The 15432-nt window shown below is 58.7% G+C and carries 12 protein-coding genes; 4 read left to right on the top strand and 8 right to left on the bottom strand.

Translation table 11 applies throughout. From position 1 onward, the window contains the following. Nucleotides 1–269 precede the first annotated feature (269 nt). The 4 genes from araA to EXY20_RS08900 form a co-directional block, all read right to left on the bottom strand. A complete protein-coding gene (gene araA, locus EXY20_RS08915) occupies nt 270–1760 on the bottom strand; it encodes an L-arabinose isomerase (RefSeq protein WP_135549908.1) in 1491 nt (496 codons plus the stop codon). An 83-nt stretch (nt 1761–1843) separates the two neighbouring features. After that, nucleotides 1844–3514 (bottom strand): ribulokinase, encoded by a 1671-nt coding sequence (locus EXY20_RS08910; RefSeq protein WP_135549906.1) that lies wholly within the window; start codon nt 3512–3514, stop codon nt 1844–1846. Nucleotides 3515–3561: 47 nt separating this feature from the next. Further along, entirely contained in the window at nt 3562–4263 is a 702-nt protein-coding gene (gene araD, locus EXY20_RS08905) for an L-ribulose-5-phosphate 4-epimerase (protein WP_135549904.1), read from the bottom strand. Between the two features lie 95 nt (nt 4264–4358). Further along, on the bottom strand, nt 4359–5471 hold the full coding sequence (locus EXY20_RS08900) for a GntR family transcriptional regulator (protein ID WP_135549902.1): 1113 nt from the start codon (nt 5469–5471) through the stop codon (nt 4359–4361). Between the two features lie 217 nt (nt 5472–5688). On the opposite strand from EXY20_RS08900, the gene EXY20_RS08895 reads away from it, so the two are divergent. Then, on the top strand, nt 5689–6519 hold the full coding sequence (locus EXY20_RS08895) for an amidohydrolase family protein (RefSeq protein ID WP_135549899.1): 831 nt from the start codon (nt 5689–5691) through the stop codon (nt 6517–6519). 88 nt (nt 6520–6607) lie between these two features. Beyond that, complete coding sequence (locus tag EXY20_RS08890) at nt 6608–7756, top strand: response regulator (RefSeq protein WP_135549896.1); 1149 nt, start codon at nt 6608–6610, stop codon at nt 7754–7756. 22 nt (nt 7757–7778) lie between these two features. Here the strand turns inward: EXY20_RS08890 and EXY20_RS08885 are convergent, their stop codons facing one another. The 3 genes from EXY20_RS08885 to EXY20_RS08875 form a co-directional block, all read right to left on the bottom strand. Further along, nucleotides 7779–8699 (bottom strand): helix-turn-helix domain-containing protein, encoded by a 921-nt coding sequence (locus tag EXY20_RS08885; RefSeq protein ID WP_135549894.1) that lies wholly within the window; start codon nt 8697–8699, stop codon nt 7779–7781. A 76-nt stretch (nt 8700–8775) separates the two neighbouring features. Next, nucleotides 8776–9612 carry a phytanoyl-CoA dioxygenase family protein gene (locus EXY20_RS08880; RefSeq protein ID WP_135549892.1) on the bottom strand — a complete coding sequence of 279 codons (837 nt, stop codon included), beginning with the start codon at nt 9610–9612 and terminating at the stop codon, nt 8776–8778. A 156-nt stretch (nt 9613–9768) separates the two neighbouring features. Continuing rightward, entirely contained in the window at nt 9769–11061 is a 1293-nt protein-coding gene (locus tag EXY20_RS08875; protein WP_135550345.1) for a Gfo/Idh/MocA family protein, read from the bottom strand. 147 nt (nt 11062–11208) lie between these two features. Between EXY20_RS08875 and EXY20_RS08870 the strand changes: the two genes are divergently transcribed. Both EXY20_RS08870 and EXY20_RS08865 read left to right on the top strand, forming a co-directional pair. After that, nucleotides 11209–12036, top strand: coding sequence for a helix-turn-helix transcriptional regulator (locus EXY20_RS08870; RefSeq protein ID WP_135549889.1), 828 nt, complete (start codon nt 11209–11211; stop codon nt 12034–12036). Between the two features lie 122 nt (nt 12037–12158). Then, complete coding sequence (locus EXY20_RS08865; RefSeq protein ID WP_135549887.1) at nt 12159–13073, top strand: YitT family protein; 915 nt, start codon at nt 12159–12161, stop codon at nt 13071–13073. 69 nt (nt 13074–13142) lie between these two features. Here the strand turns inward: EXY20_RS08865 and EXY20_RS08860 are convergent, their stop codons facing one another. Beyond that, nucleotides 13143–15392 carry an LTA synthase family protein gene (locus EXY20_RS08860; RefSeq protein WP_235885454.1) on the bottom strand — a complete coding sequence of 750 codons (2250 nt, stop codon included), beginning with the start codon at nt 15390–15392 and terminating at the stop codon, nt 13143–13145. Nucleotides 15393–15432 lie beyond the last annotated feature (40 nt).

The following is a 15432-nucleotide window of genomic DNA, read 5'->3' as shown; positions in this document are numbered from 1 at the left end:
TGGCCGCAATAACCAGTGTTTTCACTGGCTATTTTCGACTATTCGAGTGAAAGTAGGCAAATAAGCCATTTTTCATGGGCTATTTTTCAGGAGGGGTTAGAAGGGGGCCGTTTGGGAACGTTTCGAACGGAAAAACTGGCATATTCGGCATCCGCAAGTGTTTGCGGGCCAAACGCGGAATCGACTCATCTGCCTGCTCGTTTGAACGAGAGGAATGGACAACAAAAACCCTCGACCCGGAAGCTGCCGGGTCAAGGGTTTAGAACCGTTTACCGCAAGCGCCAGGCGAGGTCGTTCCAGCGCAGTTCGTTCCTGATCGCCGGAATCGTCGTTCCTCCGTCGATCAGCACGGCTTCGATGCCGACCATCTCCGCCCAGTCGGTCAACTGCTCCGCCGTCACGTGGTAGGAGAAGCCGGTGTGATGCGCGCCGCCGGCGAGAATCCACGCCTCCGCGCTTAGCGCCAGCGACGGCTGCGGCTTCCACAGCACGCGCGCGACCGGCAGCTTCGGCATCGGCTGCGCCGGCTGCACCGCTTCAACGGTGTTGATCAGCAGCCGGAAGCGGCTGCCGAGATCGATCACCGAAGCGTTAAGCGCCGAACCGGATCGGCCGTCGAACACGAAGCGCGCCGGATCGGCTTTGCCGCCGATGCCGAGCGGATGCACTTCGATCCGCGGCTTCGTCGCCGTGATCGTCGGGCATATTTCCAGCATGTGCGCGCCCAGCACCATCTCATTGCCCGGCTCCATGTGGTACGTATAATCTTCCATGAACGAAGTACCGGCGCCGCCGGCCATAATTTTCATGATGCGCACGAGCGCCGCCGTTTTCCAGTCGCCTTCGCCGCCGAAGCCGTAGCCGTCCGCCATCAGCCGCTGCACCGCCAGGCCCGGCAGCTGCTTCAGGCCGTGCAAATCCTCGAACGTCGTCGTAAAGGCGCCGAAGCCGCCTTCTTCGAGCAAGGAGCGCAAGCCGAGTTCGATGCGCGCCTGCTCGAGAATCGCGCTGCGCACCGGGCCGGCTTCCCGACCGGCCGGCGCGATGTCGTACAGCTCCTCGTAGGAGGAGAACAGCCGCTCGACTTCGGCATCGGCGAACTCGTTCATCCGCTGCACCAGGTCGCCGACGCCGTAGCCGTTGACCGACCAGCCGAACTTGATTTGCGCCTCCACCTTGTCGCCTTCGGTAACCGCCACCTGCCGCATATTATCGCCAAAACGCGCTACTTTGAGTTTGCGGCTTTCGGCGTATCCGACCGCCGTGCGCATCCACGCGCCGAGGCGGTCGCGCACCGCGGCATCCTCCCAGTAGCCCATCACCACTTTGCGGGCAAAACCCATACGGGCGCCAATATGCCCGTATTCGCGGTCTCCATGCGCCGCCTGGTTCAAATTCATGAAGTCCATGTCGATCGAATCCCATGGAATGTCGCGGTTGTACTGCGTATGCAGATGGAGCAGCGGCTTTTGCAGCTCGCGCAGGCCGGCGATCCACATTTTGGCCGGGGAGAACGTATGCATCCAGGTGATGAGCCCAACGCAGCGGTCATCTATGTTCGCTTCCCGCGCGAGCCCGAGAATTTCATCCGGCGTCTTGAGCACTGGCTTGAACACGATTTCGCACGAAATCGCGTTGTCCCGGTTCAGTTCCTCCGCGATGCGGCGCGAGTGGGCCGCTACTTCCTCGAGCGTCTCCGGACCGTACAAATGCTGGCTGCCGGTGACGAACCATACTTGATATCGTTTAAAATCCAACATGGACATAGCCTCCGTCTTTTCGTACTTCGTATTCCGTATTCTGCACTCCGCACCCGGTGTTCTGTATTCGTGCGCTCGCGCTCTCAGTGCGCTTCGTGGCGAATTGCCTTGAGCCGTTTCATCACGTCATTGGCGCCGCGGCCAAAATAGTCGTGAAGCGTGTTGTATTCGCGATACAGCTTCTCGTAAACGGCGACGTTGGCCGGAATCGGCTTGAACGTTTCCTCACGGACGCGGGCCATGCGCTGCGAAGCCAAGGCGATCGAGTCGTAGCCGCCGTTTGCCGCTCCGGCAGCGACCGCGCCGAACATCGCCGCGCCGAGCGCCGGCGTTTGTTTGGAGTCGGCGATTTTGATCTCGCGGTTCGTGACGTCGGCGTAAATTTGCATCAGCAGCCGGTTTTTCTGCGGCAGCCCGCCGCAGGCGTACAGTTCGTTCACTTCGACACCGTTTTCGTGGAAAGCATCGACGATTTTGCGCGTGCCGAACGCAGTCGCTTCGAGCAGCGCACGATATATTTCTTCCGGCTTCGTCAGCAGCGTGCAGCCGATCAGCAGCCCGGTCAAGTCGGTGTCGACGAGCACGGAACGGTTGCCGTTCCACCAGTCGAGCGCCAGCAGGCCGGTTTCGCCCGGCTTGTAGGCGGCGGCTCGCTGCTCCAGCCATTCGTGTACGCCGATTCCTTCTTGCGCAGCGGCTTCAGCTACATAAGCAGGCACGCCTTGCTCCACATACCAGGCAAAAATGTCGCCCACCGCCGACTGCCCGGCTTCATAACCGAGGTAGCCGGGAATGATGCCGTCCTCGACAACGCCGCACATGCCTTCGACGCGTTTCTCTTCCGTGCCGAGCAGCATATGGCAAATCGACGTGCCCATCGCCATGACGAGCTTGCCCGGCGTAACGACGCCTACGCCCGGTACAGCCGCATGGGCGTCCACGTTGCCGACGGCTACCGCCGTGCCGGCGCGCAGCCCGGTCAGTTCGGCCATCTTCGCCGTCAATTCGCCGGCCTTGGTGCCAAGCGGTACGACATCGCCACGCAGCTTGGTCGTCGTCAAATGCTCCAGCCGCGGATCGAGCGCCTTGAAGAAGTCGCTGTCCGGATAACCGTCGCGCTTGTGCCAGATCGCCTTGTAGCCGGCAGTGCAGCTGTTGCGCACGATGTTGCCGGTCAGCTGGCCGATAACCCAGTCGGTCGCTTCGACGAATTGGTCCGTTTGTTCGTAAATGTCCGGTGCCTCGTTCAAAATTTGCCACACTTTGGCCATCATCCATTCGGACGATATTTTGCCGCCGTAGCGCGGCAGGAACGATTCGCCGCGCGCGCCGGCGATTTCGTTGATGAGGTTCGCCTCGTGCTGGGCGGCGTGATGCTTCCACAGCTTCACCCAACTGTGAGGATTGTCGCGCAGCTGCGGATTGAAGCTGAGCGGCTCGCCGGCCGCGTCGATCGGCAGCATCGTGCATGCCGTAAAGTCGATGCCGATGCCGATAACTTGCGCCGGATCGACGCCGGACGCCTGCAACACGGCCGGGATCGAACGCTTCAGCACTTCGATGTAGTCGCCGGGATGCTGCAGAGCCCATTCGTAGCCGAGCTTGATCCCGCTCCCGGGCAGTTGTTCGTCGATGACGTTATGCGGATAAGGGGTAACGTGATCGGCCACTTCCGTGCCGTCGGCCAAATCGACGAGCACCGCGCGGCCCGATTCCGTCCCGTAGTCGACGCCGATGGCATATGTGTTGGACATGAGTTCTTTTCCTCCCGAAAATAATAATTCCGGCAACCGCGTTCGCCCTACTTGCCGGGTTGGCCGTAATAAGCGCCCGCGCCGTGCTTGCGCAGAAAATGTTTGTCGAGCAGCGCCTGATCCATCGGCGCGACGTTCGGATTCAGCGCCACGGTAGCCGAGGCGATCTTCGCCACTTCCTCGAGCACAACCGCATTGTGCACGGCGTCGTGTGCGTCCTTGCCCCAGTTGAACGAGGCGTGGCCGCGAACGAGTACGCTCGGCACCTGCATCGGATCGAGCTGCAGGTCGCGGAATGTTTCGATGATGACGTTGCCGGTTTCGAGCTCGTAGGCGCCTTCGATCTCTTCCTTCGTCATCGCCCGCGTACAAGGCACGGTGCCGTAGAAATAGTCGGCATGCGTCGTGCCGAGCGCCGGCAGCGCGCGTCCCGCCTGCGCCCAGGCCGTCGCCCACGGCGAATGCGTATGCACGATGCCGCCGATGCGCGGGAACGCCTTGTAAAGCGCCAAATGCGTCGGCGTGTCCGAGGAAGGACGAAGATTGCCTTCGATGACGCGGCCCTCGAGGTCGAGCACAACGAGGTCGGACACTTTCATCGCGTCGTACGGCACGCCGCTCGGCTTGATGACGATCAGCCCGCTGTTGCGGTCGATACCGCTTACATTTCCCCAGGTGAACGTGACGAGCCCGTAATTCGGCAAATCGAGGTTCGCTTCGAGCACGGACTGCTTCAACGCTTCGAGCATACGAAATCACTCCTTTTTGTCAACGCCATTATACACTTGTACGTACAGGATCGGCAATCGATTTTTTGCGCCATCATGCGTCATGAAAGGGGTCATTACGATTGGTAGCGCCGCGTCGACTCGCGCACGATCAGCTCCGGCACGTACCGTTTGCCGCTGCTCGACGCGCCGCGCGGCTGCTGCGTACGGCGCGCGATCAGGCCGAGCAGCAGCTCCGCCGCGTCCGCGCCCATTGCCGATTTCGGATGGGTCAACGTCGTCAGCTTCACTTCCGTCGCCGTGGCAAGCGGCGAGTCGTCGAAGCCGACGACCGATACGTCGCCGGGGACCGAGGCGCCGGCGAAACGGATCGCTGCGAGCAGTTGTACGGCCAACTCGTCGTTATAACAAACAAAAGCGCTCGGCCGTTCCCCCGCGCTCCCGCCCAGCAGCCGCAACGCCGCTTCGTAGGGGGCCGTTTGCCGCATCTCCGTCGTATAACGAACGACAAGATCGGGCGCCGCCGGAATGCCGCGGTCGCGGTGCGCCCGCAGGAAGCCGCGCAGCCGGCTCGTGCCTTGCAGGTCGTCGGTTTTGAAGAAGCCGGCGATGCGGCGATGGCCGAGCGCGAGCAAATGCTCGGCGGCCTGGTAGCCGCCGGCTTCGTCGTCGACGAGCAGGCACGGACAGTCGAGCTCGGCGTAGCGCTGGTTGATCATGACGTAAGGAATGCGCCGGTAGTCGAGATCGAGATAACAATCGACGTTCGGGTTGCCTTCCGCGCTTTTCGTCGGTTCGACGATCAGCCCGCTGAGCGGCTGGCTCATCATCATGTTCAAACTTTCGCGCTCCCGCTCCTTGTCGTTGTTCGTGCTTGACAGCAGCAGCCGGTAGCCGCGCTCGCGCAAAGCCGCTTCGACGCCGCGCACGATCGACGGGAAAATATAGTCGGAAATGTAGGTGGTAATCAGCCCGACCGTTTGCGGATCGTCGGCGAGTCGGTGCGGCGGTTCGGCCACGAACGTGCCTTTGCCTTTGACCCGGTGCAGCCGCCCCTCCCGCTCGAGCTCGCCGAACGTTTGCCGTACCGTTTGCCGGCTCAGGCCGTGCCGCTCGGCCAGTTCGTTTTCGGACGGCATCAACTCGCCCGGCATCAACTCGCCCTTGTCGATGCTCGCCAGCAACTCGCGTTTCAACATCCTATATTTGGGCACTTGTTTTTCTGTCATGCGACACCTCGTTTATGGATGCAAGCTTCCGGTTGCATTTGCGCATCATTATAGCATTGATCATACTTGTATGTACATGTCGAAAGCGGGCGTCTCCGCTTGTTCGGGGTGTCGAACCGCGGCCGGCGGCTGTGTTACAATAGCAATGTGAAACGGTACATAACCGAGCGTTCGGAAAGTCGGCTTTTTGAAGGATCATTGGAAGGGGAGACGAACGATGCGCATTGACGCGCACCAGCATTATTGGCGGCCGGAACGGGGCGATTACGGGTGGCTGACGCAAGAAATGACAACGCTGTATCGCGATTATTTGCCCGAGCACCTGGTCGGTCATCTGGACGCAGGCGGCATCGACGGCACCATTGTCGTACAAGCCGCCGCTACGCATGAAGAAACGGAGTTTATGCTGTCGCTGGCGGACCACGATCCGCGCATATTCGGCGTCGTCGGCTGGGTCGACTTGCTGTCGCCCGCCTATCGCGAGCAGTTGGAGCGGTTTCGCCGCCATCCGAAGTTTGTCGGCATCCGCGTCATGATCCAGGACATGTCCGATCCGGGCGTCGTTCTCGAACCGGCGTACGTCGAAGCGTTTCGTTATTTGGAGCGCGAGGGACTGCCGGTCGATTTGCTTGTGACGTCAGGGCAGCTGCCCGTGCTGCTGCAATTGATGAAGGAAGTGCCGGGTCTGCACGGCGTTGTCGACCATTTGGCCAAACCGCCGATCGCAAGCGGCAGCCTGGAGCCGTGGAAGGCGCAAATCAGCGAGATGGCGGGCTACCCCGGCATTTATTGCAAGCTTTCCGGCATGGTGACGGAAGCGAAGCATGACGGATGGCAACATGCCGATTTCATCCCGTACGTGCGTGTCGTGCTGGAAGCGTTCGGCGCGAAGCGCGTCATGTTCGGCAGCGACTGGCCGGTTTGTTTGTTGGCCGCGACGTACGAAGAGGTGCTCGAGGTGCTTCGGCGTGCGCTGCCGGACGAAATGTCCGCTGCCGAGAAGGCGGATTTGTTCGGCAACAACGCCCGGACGTTTTATCGGCTATAGCGGCAAAAGAAAGGAATCGACGCTGATTTTGTCGAATGGGTCTTTGTCGAATGGGTCAATGGATCATGTGTTAAGGAGACAAGCGCCGATGATTCGTGTACTGCTCGTTGATGATGAAGAAGATGCGCTGGATCTGCTGGAAATATTGCTCGGTCAGCTCGGGGGCATCGAGGTTGTCGGAAGGTACGTCAACCCGCTCCAGGCGATAGATGCGTTGAGCCGCTCTTCCGTCGATGCCGTGTTTCTGGACAACCAGATGCCGGGCATGAAGGGAATGGAAGCGGCAAGAATCATCAGGCAATCGCTGCCGAAAATCCCCATCGTATTCACAACGGCTTATGCCGAGTACGCGGTGGAAGCGTTCGAAGTGCAAACGACCGATTATTTGCTGAAACCTTTTACAATCGACCGTTTGCAAAGTGCGGTGGCGAGAATCAAACAATCGTCGTCCGATGCCGTTATGCAAGCGCGCCAAAGCGAGCAGGTTCTCCCGACGATTCAATGCCTCGGAGGGTTTCGCATTCAGCTGCCGGGGGGCGGAAACAAGATTTTGCCGTGGAGAACGAAAAAAGCGAGAGAGTTATGCGCATTTCTGATCCACCACGAAGGCAAATCCGTGGCTACCGCCACCATCATTGAATCGTTGTGGCCGGGCCACGATCTGAACAAGGCCAAAGCGTATTTGTATACGTGCCTGTCCTATTTGAGGAAAAGCTTTGCCGATCACAACATCCCCTTTGTCATCCATAAAGCCGATCAAGGGTTCTATGCGGTGTGGGACGGGATGACGGTCGATGTGGCGGAATTCGAACAACTGCTCGGAGCCCGGCTGTCCGAAGGGGAGACGGATGAACGATTGTACGACAAGATGAACCAGATCGGCAAAGGCGAATATATGGAAGCCTGCGATTTTGGCTGGGCCGCATCCCGGCAGCTGAGCATCAAAGCCGCTTACATACAGGCGCTTCGCCGCTGGTCGGCTCTTTTCCGGGACAAAGGCAAGTCGGGCCTCGCTATCGACAGCATGCAGCGCGTGCTTGCGATCGCTCCCGATTCCGAGGCGGACGGACGCGAGCTGATCAAGCTGCATCTGGAAGCGGGCAATCGCACTGAAGCGCATCGCGTGTATACGCAGCTGGAACAAACCGTTCGCGTTCAATTGGAGGCGGAGCTGGAGGAAGAGACGGTAAACCTGTTCCAGATGGCCAAAAAGCATGCGGATCGGCAGGCCCGGTGAAAAAGAGCGGCGGCCACCGTTACTAGAAAATTTGCGACAACCGGCGGTACCGGTTCGCGGACATGCCTTCCCACTTGTGGAAAATACGGCTGAAATAATGCAAATCGTCGTAGCCGACGAGCCGGCCGACCGCTTCGATCTTGAGCTCGGATTCCCGCAGCAGCCGTTTGGCTTCCTGGTGGCGTACATATTGGATGTAGCGGGAAGGGGTCATGCCGGTGACGCCTTTGAACAGCTTGGCGGCGTACGACAGCTCCACGTTCAGGCGGGCGGCGATCCGCTTCACCGGCCATGGCTGCGCGATGTCGTTCTCCATCTCGCGGACCAACTGCAGCACCGGCTCGCCGTACTTCGGATGCGGCTGCCGCCGCTCTTCCGCGCGGCTTCTGCGCAGCAGGGCGAACAGCTGCAGCAGCACGCCTTTGCAGACGATTTCGAAACCTTCCTTGCGTTCGTTGAATTCGCGGATGATAAACTCCATCAAACTTGCCGCTTGCGGATCCGTCAGCCGGACATGCGCATCGAAAAACGCATCCGCATCCGGAAGCAGCGGTTCCGCGCAAAAATGCTCCGGCTGCAATTGTTGCTCATTGACGATGATGTCTTCGTCCGCCTGCACGTCCAAATCGTCGAAGTAGTCGAAATGAACGCCAAGAAACCGCGCGCAGGGAGCAGAAGTCACCTGCACGCGGTGGGGAACGCCGGACGGCAAATAAACGAGGCTGCCGGGCTGGGCGACGTGTCTGGCTCCCGCGATGCTCACGTCGGCTTCGCCTTGCAGCACATACAGCAGCTCAAAATCGTAGATGCGCCGCATGGCGACGATTTCGTCCGGGCTTCGGCTGTGCACTTGCGCCCAATGGATGCTCGGGGCCAGTTCGCGGTATTCGGCTTTGCGCCGCAGCGGATATCGCTGCGGCGTTTCGTTCGTCGCTTTCGTCATCGTCGTTCATGCGCCTTTCCGTCCATGATATGCTGACGTTATTGTAGCATATTGACGGGAAACGATGCGAAAGCCGTTATGCCTTGGCCGAATATACAAGCGGATTGAGCGGGCCCGCGGCTTCGTCGCCCGCCGCCATGCCCGGGAACCACCGCTTCATGTCGTTCGTTCGCGCATTGCTGTCCGGCGGCAAAATGCGGGTGCCGTCGGCATGATAGATGACGGTCATGACCTCGCGCGTCGATTCGGTCGGGTTGCCCGGCGCGCTGTGCAGCGTCCAGCCGGCATGGAACGTGGCGTCGCCGGCGGCCATGGCGCCGTAGTTCACAAGCGGAAGTCCCTTGCCCTCGATGTATTGGGCCAGCGTCTTGTGCGACTCGTCGGAGATGACCATCTTGTTGATGTAACCGTGACGATGCGAACCGGAAGCGAACGTCATCGAACCGACCTCGGCCGAAATCGGTACGAGCGGCATCCACATCGTAATCGTGTTCGCCGTATCGAGCGGCCAGTAAATTTGGTCCTGGTGCCACGGCGTATGGCCGCCGCCCGGCTCCTTGTAGAGCGCCTGGTCGTGATAAATGCGCACGCCGTCCACGCCCATCAGCTCGGCGGCGATGCGAGCGAACCGGCGCGCCAGCGTAAACCGGCTCACCGCTTCGTCGAATTCCCAGATGTTTGAAATTTGCAGAAACGCTTTGCCGTATGTGTCGCGTTCGCCGAGCGGCCGCGTTTCCTTGTTCAGTCGTTTGACGGCGTCGCCGATGACGGTCCGGTAAGCCGCCGTTTCTTCCGGCGAGGCGACCTGGCGCAGGATCATATGGCCGTCGCGCGCATATTGGGCGCTTTGCTCCGGCGTGATCGCATAAGGGGACGACAATTCCGGCAAGTCGTTAAGGTTGGTCGATGTCATTTGCATCATTCCCGCTTTCCGTTTGGAGTCGTTGTATCGCTTAATACCAATGGTAGCATGAACGCGGACGGCATTCGTTAGCGGAATCGGGCAATCGGTTGGACAAATCGGTAAAAATAAAAAGTGCCCCCCGCAACGGGAGGGCGCCTTCTGTTCTTAGAGCCGAACGAGCGAATCGACCTGAACCGGCTGGCCGGTCTTGAGCGAAATGTTGCCGGCGATGCCGGTCAAAATCGACATCGCGCCGTCGACGTGTGTCGCTGCCCTATGGAACGGATCGTCGGCCGGCTCGCCGAAAATGTCCTGCAGCATGACGCGGTCGCCGCCGCCGTGCCCGCCGATGCCTTCTTCGATCGGCACGACGTACGGTTCGGCGAACTGCGGGAACACGATGATGCTTTTGCCAACAACGGCGCCTTCTAGATCGCGGTCCCCTCCGGCGTTGACGTACGATTGTTCGACGACTTTGATTTCGATCCGGCCTTTTGTGCCGTTGAACGCCACGTTGAACCCTTCCCAAGGCAAATACGCATTGAGCGAATAAGTCATAATCGCATCGTTTTTGTACCGCACCATCACGCCCATCGTATCCTCAATGCTGATGCCGTCGCCGAAGACGCTTTGGTCGCGTTGGTAGCCGTCCTCATGCTCGGCGTCGAGATACAACGCCTTCAAAGACGGGTTGTCTTTCAGATGCAGCGCAAACGGATCGTTCGCCGCGGCCTCGCTGCCGTGCGCGCGCTGATAAAACTTCGTCACCCCGCGTTTTTCCGCGTTTTCGCGGCCGTAAAATTGTAGGCCGCCCATGGCGAACACCGTTTGCGGCTGCGTGCCGAGCCAGAAATTGACCAGGTCAAAGTGATGCGTCGACTTGTGCACGAGCAAGCCGCCGCTGTTGCGTTTGTCGCGATGCCACCGGCGGAAATAATCCGCGCCGTGCTGCGTGTTGAGCAGCCACTCGAAGTGAATGGAATTCACCTGGCCGATCGTTCCGGCCGCGATCAGCTCGCGGATTTTCGTGCTGTGCGGCGCGTAGCGGTAGTTGAACGTCACGCGCAGACTGCGGCCGGTGCGCTTCACCGTATCGACAATTTCCTGGCATTTGCGCTCGTCGACGGTCATCGGCTTTTCGCTGATTACGTCGCAGCCAAGCTCCATTGCGCGGATAATGTACGTATGGTGCGTCCGGTCGACCGTGGTGACGATGACGACGTCGGGCTTCTCTGCGGCGATCATGTCGTCGAACCGGTCGTGCGAATAGGTGGCGACCGCCGGATGCCCGAATTTGTCCTGCAGCAGCCGGTTCGCATAGTTCATGCGCGTTTGGTTGACGTCGCAGAAGGCGGCCAGCTCCGCCGATTCGCGGAAATCGCGGGCGATTGCGCCGTAAAACATTTCCGCCCGGCCGCCGCTGCCGACCAGCACGTATTTTTTCCGTTTATTGCCCATTTGTGTCATCGTTAGGCCTCGTTTCATCGAAGATATCTTCATCGTAACCGAAAAAGGATGCAAGCATCTACGCCTATTTTTGCCGAATGGGTCGAAAACTTTGCAATATTTTACGTTGTCCCGGTACAATAGGAGAGAGGACGGTGAATGTGGATGTTCATCATTGAGCAGGCGGCACGAAAAACGGCTTTTTCCATGATGCGCAACCATTTTCACGACGTATACGAAGTGTATTATTTGTTGTCCGGCGAGCGCCATTATTTTATTAAAGACCGCACCTACCGCATCGCAGCGGGGACGTTCGTCTTCATCGACCGCTACGAGCTGCACCGAACGATGAATGCGGACAAGCCCGAACACGACCGTTATCTGATTCAATTTAGCGACGATGTGCTGCAGTCGTTCGGCACGGAAGCGGCGGAGCGGCTGCGGCAGCCGTTCCGCGCCGTCAATCGGGCCGCCGTAGTGCCCGAAGGAGAGCGGGCGAGAACGGAAGCGCAGCTGCAGGAAATGCTGGCGGAGTACGAAAGCGGCGCGGCCGACGCCGAACTGGCGATTCGCGGGCTGCTTGTCCGACTGCTGCTGCAGCAAGCGCGTCGCATGGAGCGTGGAGCGGGAGAAGCGGCGGGCCAATTCGTAGGCGGCGGCAAAATATCGGCGATCGTTCGTTATATCGGCGAACATTACGGCGAAACGATCACCTTGTCCGGTGTCGCCGGTCATTTTTATTTGAATGCCTCGTATGTCAGCCGCATGTTCAAACAAACGACAGGTTTTACATTCAGCGAATACGTCAATCATTTGCGGATCGTGGAGGCGCAGCGGCTGCTGCGCGAAACGGGCGATAACGTCATTCGTGTGGCGGAGCGCGTCGGGTTCGACAGTATCGCCCATTTTGGCCGCGTCTTCAAACAAATTGTCGGCGCTTCGCCGCTGCAATACCGCAAAACGGCCGAACGGCCCGGCCCGATGTAAGCGGACAAGAAAAAGACACCGCCAATTTGCCGGAATCGGCCGGTTCGACTTGAGCCTGGGGCTTGTATCGTTTACACTAAAAATAAGGCGTCTTCGTACGGCGTTTTATGAAAGAAAGGGTGATGCAGTTGGCGGAACAGCAAAAGCAACTTGTCAAAGCAGCGCATGCGGTAAAGTCACAGCACAATCGATTGTCCACGGTAAAGGTGCTGCAGCGGGCGATCGTCATTTTTCTCGGCGCTTCCCTGGTAGCGGTCGGGCTGGAAATATTCCTCGTCCCGAACAACATTATCGACGGCGGCGTCGTCGGCATCTCCATCATTACCTCGCATTTGAGCGGATTGCCCATCGGTCTTTTCCTGTTTTTGTTCAACTTGCCGTTCCTGTTCCTCGGCTACAAGCAAATCGGCAAAACATTCGCCATTTCTACTTTGTTCGGCGTTGCGGTCATGTCGATCGGCACGACCTTGCTTCATCCGGTTCCACCGTTAACCGATCAGCCGACGTTGGCGGCGGTATTCGGCGGCATTATCCTCGGCGTTGGCGTCGGCCTCGTCATTCGTTCGGGCGGTTCGCTCGACGGCACGGAAATTGTTGCGATCCTGTTTAACAAGAAAACTCCTTTCTCCGTAGGCGAAGTGGTCATGTTTTTCAACTTTTTCATTCTCGGCAGCGCCGGCTTCGTATTCGGCTGGGACAATGCCATGTTTTCGCTGATCGCTTATTACATCGCTTTCAAAATGATCGATATTACGATCGAAGGCTTCGACGAGTCGAAAGCCGTCTGGATCATCAGCGAGCGCAATCTCGAAATCGGCGAAGCGCTGCTTAGCCGGCTTGGCCGCGGCGTCACGTATTTGAACGGTGAAGGCGCATACACCGGCGACACCAAACGCGTCATCTTCTCCGTCATCAACCGGCTGGAGGAAGCGAAGCTGAAGTCGATCGTGGACGAGCTCGATCCGCATGCGTTTCTTGCCGTCGGCAACATTCACGATGTGAAGGGCGGACGCTTCAAGAAGAAGGACATCCATTAGACGGCAAAAAAATCCCGTACGCGGAGGCATGCTCCGGTACGGGATTTTTTTGCGTCGATAGCGGGTCGTTTACGGCGAAACCGTCGCCTGGATCGTATTCGACTCGGCTATGGCCAGTTCGCGCGAATCGATCACTTTTACTTGTACGTCAAGGCTGGCCGCTTTGGCGGCGTCGCCCTGCAGCTTGGCCGTCAGTTTGCCGTCACCCGCCGACTCGGTCGGCAATGCTTTGCCATTTGCATAAACGATGCCAAGCGGCGGAATCGCCTCCCCGGTGACCAGAAGCGTGGCAGCCGGCTGATCGGGTGCGGTCCGCTGCACGACGGCGCTTGTCAGCTTCATCGTGCCGAGGCCGAGGATGTAGTTCGGGTTGATGATTTTGTCTTTGAACCCGGCGTAACCGAATTGCTGCCCGAACAAAATATCGTTCTGCAGCTGTTCGTAAGCTTTGGTCGCCGCTTCGTCGATGTTCATGCTGGCATAGTAGTCGCGCGGCGGCAGCACCGGAATCTTTTTGGCGAATTCGCTCAGGAAGTTCGTGTAATAGGTGCCTTGCAGCTGCGCCATGTTCAGTACGTAAGGGCCGAGGAACGACGGGCTCATCGCCAGATCGTCCTTTTGTTTGGGCAAATAGTTGTTCCAGACGACGACCGGCGTATGGTACATGTTGGCCAGGAAATTCGGGTCGTCGGTGCCGCTGATCCACTTCGTGTCTTTGAACGTTGCGTAGTCGTCGCCCAAGTAAGGCAGATGGTCGCCGAAGAAAACGATGATCGTCGGCTCCTTCGAGGCGGTATAATGCTCGACCAGCGACTTCAGCATGTTGTCGGCGCCGATCAGCCCTTCCGCGTACGTCTCCAGCATGCCTTCCGACGCAGGCGTCATGTTGCCGGTCACTTCGATCGTATTTTTGTCGAACTTGCCGGGATAATAATGAAAATGGTTTTCCATCGTGTTGGCGAAAACGAAGTCGGGACCGCTTGTTTGCGTCGTTTCGCGAATGATCGTGTTTGCCACTTCGCGGTCGGCGATATAAGGCCCATGATAGTCCGGTTTAAAAAACTCGATGCTGACGTATTTGCCGAAGCCGAAGTCGCGGTATACGTCGTTGCTCTTGAAATACCAGGCATGGAACGGACTGATCGCCGTCGACGTGTAGCCTTGCCGCGCCGCGATGCTGGCGAGCGAATCGACTTGCTTGTCGATGTACTGGTTGTAAGCGGTCGAACCTTGCGGCAGGAAACGCATCGAGTTGCCGGTCAGCACCTCGAATTCGACATTGGCCGTTCCGCCGCCGTATTGCGGCGACAGCAGCCAGCCGCTTGTGTATTCCTTCTGAATCTGATGAAAAAAAGGCAGCGGGTCGCGGCTGAACGTTACGCCTTTGATCTGCGTCGCATCCCAGAACGATTCGCTTAAGATGACGATAATATTCGGCTTCGCCGCCGCAGTTCCGGCCGGAGGCGTGTCGCTTCCGCTTTGCTGATTGACAATCGCGGCGATCGTTTGCTCGTCCACGCTTCCTTTGCTGTCGACGTTCAAGTATTCCATGTTCATCAGCCCGGTTAACGCCAAACCGTTCGTGCGCACGTTGTCGCCTTGATTCCATGGCATGGCGGCGATGCCGAACGCGCGTTTGAGCGGAATCGGCTTATCCGAATAAATGACGGCGATCAGCGCGATCGAAACGAGAGCGAGAATCGACTTTTCCTTCCATTTCAGCTTGTTCGGCATGTGCGGCGCTTTGTACAGCAGGAACGCGCTGACGCCGCCAAACACGATGACGCCGGCGATCAGCTTGGCGTTGGCGATATTTTTGATATAGCCGGTCATGTCTTCCGCTTCGCTCGTCAGCACGAAGTCCCACGGCAGCAGCGGCACGCCGAGCATCTTCAGCTTGATCCCGCTGATTAGCGCGAAGATGAAAAGCACAAGCGCCGTAATCCAATAGGCAGGGCGGATGCGGCCGACGATCGCCGAAAAGACGAGCAGCAGGCTGGCGACGATCGCGCTGTTGAAGGCGAATTCGCCGAAATGGCGAACTGTCCAGCGCAGCGTTTCCGGCAGGCTGCTGCGGTCGACGAATTCCAGCAGCAGCACAATCCACGCCGCCGTGACGGCGATCATATATCGTTGTCCGATGTAAGCGCCGATCGTTTGCCACACGGTGCGCCGCGGCGCAGGTTCGGCCGGGGCGGGCGCCTCGACGCCGGCGTCGCCGGCCGCCGCTGGCGATTCGGACTCGGAATCGGCTTCCGGTTCGTTATCGGTTCGTTCTTCTTCTTCCGGATTCGCTTCCGGTTGTTCATTGTCTGCCAACTTGATCTCTCTCCCAATGTTAATGAATTGTAAATATACA

It is taken from the genome of Paenibacillus cymbidii (assembly GCF_004764705.1).
Classification (GTDB): domain Bacteria; phylum Bacillota; class Bacilli; order Paenibacillales; family NBRC-103111; genus Paenibacillus_AN; species Paenibacillus_AN cymbidii.
Note: the sequence above shows the minus strand (reverse complement) of the source record. Positions and strands in the feature narration are given on the sequence as shown.

Coding starts and splice junctions, on each gene's coding strand:
- araD (WP_135549904.1), bottom strand. CDS start 4,263: ATGCTCGAAGCGTTGAAGCAGTCCGTGCTCGAAGCGAACCTCGATTTG.
- EXY20_RS08880 (WP_135549892.1), bottom strand. CDS start 9,612: ATGACATCGACCAACCTTAACGACTTGCCGGAATTGTCGTCCCCTTAT.
- EXY20_RS08910 (WP_135549906.1), bottom strand. CDS start 3,514: ATGTCCAACACATATGCCATCGGCGTCGACTACGGGACGGAATCGGGC.
- araA (WP_135549908.1), bottom strand. CDS start 1,760: ATGTTGGATTTTAAACGATATCAAGTATGGTTCGTCACCGGCAGCCAG.
- EXY20_RS08885 (WP_135549894.1), bottom strand. CDS start 8,699: ATGACGAAAGCGACGAACGAAACGCCGCAGCGATATCCGCTGCGGCGC.
- EXY20_RS08875 (WP_135550345.1), bottom strand. CDS start 11,061: ATGGGCAATAAACGGAAAAAATACGTGCTGGTCGGCAGCGGCGGCCGG.
- EXY20_RS08890 (WP_135549896.1), top strand. CDS start 6,608: ATGATTCGTGTACTGCTCGTTGATGATGAAGAAGATGCGCTGGATCTG.
- EXY20_RS08900 (WP_135549902.1), bottom strand. CDS start 5,471: ATGACAGAAAAACAAGTGCCCAAATATAGGATGTTGAAACGCGAGTTG.
- EXY20_RS08870 (WP_135549889.1), top strand. CDS start 11,209: ATGTGGATGTTCATCATTGAGCAGGCGGCACGAAAAACGGCTTTTTCC.
- EXY20_RS08895 (WP_135549899.1), top strand. CDS start 5,689: ATGCGCATTGACGCGCACCAGCATTATTGGCGGCCGGAACGGGGCGAT.
- EXY20_RS08865 (WP_135549887.1), top strand. CDS start 12,159: ATGCAGTTGGCGGAACAGCAAAAGCAACTTGTCAAAGCAGCGCATGCG.